This is a genomic window from Pseudomonas sp. MIACH, from assembly GCF_001269925.1.
Classification (GTDB): domain Bacteria; phylum Pseudomonadota; class Gammaproteobacteria; order Pseudomonadales; family Pseudomonadaceae; genus Aquipseudomonas.
On the sequence record NZ_LHVO01000057.1, the window covers coordinates 1 to 4,887 of the forward strand.

General features: G+C 56.9%; 2 protein-coding genes. One reads left to right on the top strand and one right to left on the bottom strand.

The window, feature by feature from the left end; translation table 11 throughout:
• Nucleotides 1–7 precede the first annotated feature (7 nt).
• Nucleotides 8–277 (bottom strand): hypothetical protein, encoded by a 270-nt coding sequence (locus tag AD670_RS24375; protein WP_256243941.1) that lies wholly within the window; start codon nt 275–277, stop codon nt 8–10.
• Between the two features lie 398 nt (nt 278–675).
• Here AD670_RS24375 and AD670_RS31195 point away from each other — a divergent pair, with 398 nt between their 5' ends.
• Complete coding sequence (locus tag AD670_RS31195) at nt 676–4,866, top strand: hemagglutinin repeat-containing protein (protein WP_256243942.1); 4,191 nt, start codon at nt 676–678, stop codon at nt 4,864–4,866.
• Nucleotides 4,867–4,887: the final 21 nt, after the last annotated feature.

Here is a 4,887-nt window from a genome sequence, read left to right on the forward strand (position 1 = left end):
ATTTTATTTATGAGATTTTTGAGTTCAACTTCCGGCCAATCACATCCAGCAAATCACACCCATCTCGCAGCGGAATTGCCAGTAACAGCGCAAAATCGTGAAGCACAATCGCATCACTGCTGATCTCTTCCCGAAACGCGAGGTTCTCCAAAAACTGAGTCACCGCACGAATGCGATACGCGGCGGCATCATAGAGAACATCTAGGGGCGCTTGCGTGTCGATCACCAGCGCGGGGATGGTTGAGTCATGGCCTGTAAGCGGCATGTATCTATTCATAGGTAAAGCCTCGGTCGATGTAATGAAAGCTGTCACCTATCGTCGCCAAACGAATGGGTGACAGCTGTACGCAGGTTGGCGAACCGGGACCGAGTTCCGGCAGACCCGAAGGTCTCCCGCGCACAGCTGCCATAAAGCAGCGATGCGGGTACGGAAACCCCTGCAAGCAAGCAGAAAGCTTTCGCATACGGTCAACGGATCGCCAAATCCGATCGCCCTTTTGGACGACCGGCGGACTATAAGTCCTCAGCGTAAAAACACGCAAGGCATCAAAAGGCCAACGTCGCCCTGCGAGCCGGCGCCAACCTCAACGCCATCGCGGCAGCCAACGAGCAGCATTCGACCTACAACTCGAAAAAATCAAAAGCATCGAAGACCACGTCCAGCAAGTCTCCAGCGTGATCAAGGCCGGCGGCGACGCCACCCTGAGCGCCGGGCAGAACCTGCAACTGGTCGCCAGCCAGGTCAATGCCGGCAACGAGGCGTACCTGGTCTCCGGCAAAAACCTCGAGCTCAAAGCCGCCGAAAACCAGGACTACAGCTTCTACAGCAAGACCAAGAAAACCTCCCAGGGCAAAAAATTCCGCCTGGATGAAACCGATGTGGTGAACAACGTCGGCAGCCTCGTCAGCGCCGGCAAAAACAGCACCGTCGTGGCGGGTGCAGACCTGCTGCTGGCTGGCAGTGCCGTCACCGCTGAAAAAGGCGCCACGCAACTGGCGGCCGGCCAGGACGTGAACATCCTCGCCGTCAGTAACGCCGACAGCGCCCGCCACGAACGCAAGGAAAGCAAAAGCAGCTGGGGCGGCCTCAAGTCGAGCAAAGTCCAGGACAAAGTCGACGAAAAACGCACCACCGCCATGGGCAGCATGGTCTCCGGCGAAACCGTCACGGTCGCCGCCAAACGCGATGCCACGGTCACCGGCTCGTCCCTGGTCAGCACCGGCGACCTCGCCGTCCAGGCCGGCCGCGACCTGACCATCGACGCGGCGCAAAACACCTTCGCCCGCACCGACATGCACAAGGAAAAAAATCGCGACCTCACCGGCGTGCTGACCGGCAACAAGCTCGGTCTGGATGACATGACCGGCAACCAGAAGCTGTACATCAACAGCTCGAAGCACAACGGCACAGCCAATGAAATGACCTTGACCGGCAGCACTATTGGTTCGAGCGCGGGCAATGTGTCGTTGACGGCGGGGCGTGAGTTGAAGGTGGTGGCCAGTGATCTGGTGAGCACCAAGAACATGGAGTTGAGTGGGGCGAATGTCACCGTTACCTCGGGTGTGGAGACTGCCAGTCAGACCAGTAAGGACAGTTCCAAGAGCTTGGCGGTTGGGCGGGTGATCGCGGGCTCGGTAGTGGACACCGCCACCAGCATGCGCGACGCCGTCAAAGCGGCACGTAGTGCTGATGACCCACGACTCAAGGCAGTCAAAATCGCCCAGGCAGCCCTCGCCGCCTACAACCTGAATGGCCAGGCTTCGGACGCCAATGCGCAAAGCTCCGGCTTCAAAAACAAAACCGGCGGCACGCCCGGCAACGGTTCGCTGATCAAGATCGGTACTGAACTGGCCAATAACCGCAGCAAGAACAGCAGCGAATTCAACAGTGTCACCGCCAAGCAGAGCACGCTCAACGCAGGGCAAGACTTGTCGATCGTTGCCACGGGCGCAGCGGCGGGTACTCAGGGTGATATCCAGATCACCGGCAGCAGCTTGAAAGCCGCCAACACGTTGTTGTTAGCCAAAAACGATGTGTTGATGCAAAGCGCACAGAACACCACCGACCGCAAAAACGAAGGGTCGAAAAATAAAACCGCCATTGGCGCCAGCTTCAATATTGGCGAGCAAAACGGCTTCACCCTCGACCTCGGAGCGCAGGGTGCCAAGAACAATGGCAACGGTAACTCCGTCACTCAGGTCAATAGCACCCTCGATACAGGCAGCCTGTTGTTACAAAGCGGTGGCGATACCACCCTCAAAGGCGCCCAGGTTCGTGCGGACCGTATCAAGGCAGATATTGGCGGCAACCTCAATATCATCTCCCTCCAGGACACCGAGTCGTCGCGCAGCAAACAGAGCAGCGCAGGCTTCGGCGCCAGTATCTGCGTCCCTCCGTTCTGCTATGGCTCTACCGTAGCGGGCTCGGCGAACCTTGCCGCCGCGAATATGAACAGCGACTACAAGGGCGTGACCGACCAGAGCGGTTTGTATGCGGGCACGGGCGGCTACGACATCAATGTCGGCAAGACCACCACCTTGCAAGGCGCGGTGATTGCCAGTGAGGCGTCAGCTGATAAGAACCGGCTCAGCACGGATCGGCTGATCGTCAGCGATATCAAGAATGTCAGCGAGATCAAAAGTCAGTCTGCTGGTATTTCGGTGTCTTCCAGCAGTACCAGCGGTGCGTCGATGGGCGGCAGCATCCCGATAGCGCTCAAGGAGAAAGACCATAGCTACACCCGTAGCGCGGTCAGCGAAGGCACGATTGTGGTTCGCAATGCCGAAGGCGCCAATGACCTGGTGGGGCTGAACCGTGACACCGCCAATGCCAATCAGAAACTTGACCGGCCTGATGAAAAGGCCATGCAAGAGCGTATTGACCTGATCCAAAGCTCGGCGCAGTTGGCCAGTGGGGTGATCAGTGCGGTGGGCAAGGCGAAGGCGGATGAGGCGAAAGCACTGGCCGATAAAGCCAAAACCCAGACCGAAACCGGTTCGCCGGATGCCGCTGGAACGGTGCTCGCAGCGAATGCCGCTTATGCGGAAGCCAAGCGCTGGCAGGTCGGTGGCGACAAGAAGTTAATGGCTGACATTGCTACTGGTTTGATCGCGGCAGGGCTGGGTGGTGCACCTGTTGGAACGACGGTTGGCATCGTTGCCAACACGGCCTCCAGCGATATCTTCAACAAAATTGGTGATTACGCCCACTCACGCGCGACTGATCCGAAGGCAGATGCGGCCACTCGGGCGGCTTGGGCTGAAGGCGGTGCGGCACGTGTGATGTTGCACGCGTTGGCAGGCGCGGCTATGGGGCTGTCCAGTGGCAGTGTGCAGAGCGGCGCGTTGGGCGCGGGAGCTTCTGCGGCCTTGACGCCTATTGTCACGGATGCGCTGAAAAACACCATTGTTGAGCGACAGAACCGAGACGCCATTTCCGTGCTGATCGCTACAGGCATCGGCGCTGGTGCGGGCTCGGGTGCTGGTCTGTCCGGGGCTGCAGTCGGAGGGAACAGTGCGGCCAAAGTCGAAATGTTCAACCGTCAGATGCACCCTGCGGAAGTTATGGCGCTGAAGACACAAGTCAGTGCGTTGGCGGCTGAGGCCGGGATCACTACGGCCGAGGCTGAGAAGCGCTTGGCCAGAGGGCTTGTGTACTACGTCGATGCGACTTGGAACAAAGTCGTTGGCGATCATCAGGATCAGCCGGATCCACTCACACTCAAATACTTGGGGATCGCGCTAGCGCCCTTAGGGGATAGCTACAGCAAGCGAGTTGAAATGGGTGACGTGCCTGTTATCGCCGGTGCGAAAAAGACTTATACGCCTGACGAAACTGTTCGTTTACTTCAGGACTATCGCGTCAATAATTCCGGCAGCTACAACAAATCTGAGATCAATGAAGAGTACCTAGTCGGCAAGTTGGATCCCGTCGTGAACCAGCAACACGACTTTTATCGGAAAAACCTTGGTTATAACTCGTCGCTTGGCGATCTGCTGGAGGGCGCAGGAACAGGAATTCCCCAGGGATTGGGTGAGGGGGCAGCGAATACGGCTCGTGGGTTCTGGGCGCTTGGCATGGGCCTTGTTACCGACTTCCCCGGTGTCAGCTCGCGAATGGCCAATGGGTTAGTCGCTTTGGTATCTGGGCGTGGACCAGAGGCTAATACCCACGACGAAGCGCAGGGTTTCCTGTATCTGCTCCAAGGCGATGAAGTCGCCAGGGCCAGGTTGGCGGCAAAGAGTTCTGCTGAGTTTGCGTTGGCGATGATTCCTGCGGGCAGAGCAGGTGCGGTAGGCAACCTAGGAGGGCTAGCCAAGGGGGCTGAGGGCGCAGCAGAATTGGGAGCAGCTACAAAGGCTTCAGCTAAGTCCGGTGAGCTGAGTGTGGGCAAAAATTGGGCTGGCACAGTTGATAGCGAAGCCGGGCTGGCCGGGAGACCTCTTACGGTTGTTCCAGGAAGATTTGATAATGAAATTGACTGGGCGCTTAAATCAAATGTGATGGGAGAGGTATTAGAGGGACAAGTTGGAAGGGCATTGAGCGAAAAAGGGATGCTTTTGGATTATCAAAGCAAATTCAGGTCTGGTTTTGTTGATGGGAAGCCTGTTGGCATTGGCGAGATTGATGCTGAAACACCTCGCTTTATCATTGAAATTGCCAGCAGTCCGAAGCCTGGAAAAATCGAACAGTTACAGAAATTACAAAATAACACTATGCTCAACCCTGATCGTAAGGAGGTCATACTTTTTGCTCCGAAAGTGGTTAAGCCGCAGCAGATCAAAGCTTACGAAAAGGTAGGGGTTAAAGTAATTAATAGTGTCGACGAACTGTTCGAGTATGGTGCCAAAAAAGGAGGGTTGTAATCGTGAGCGACTCAGCTTCAA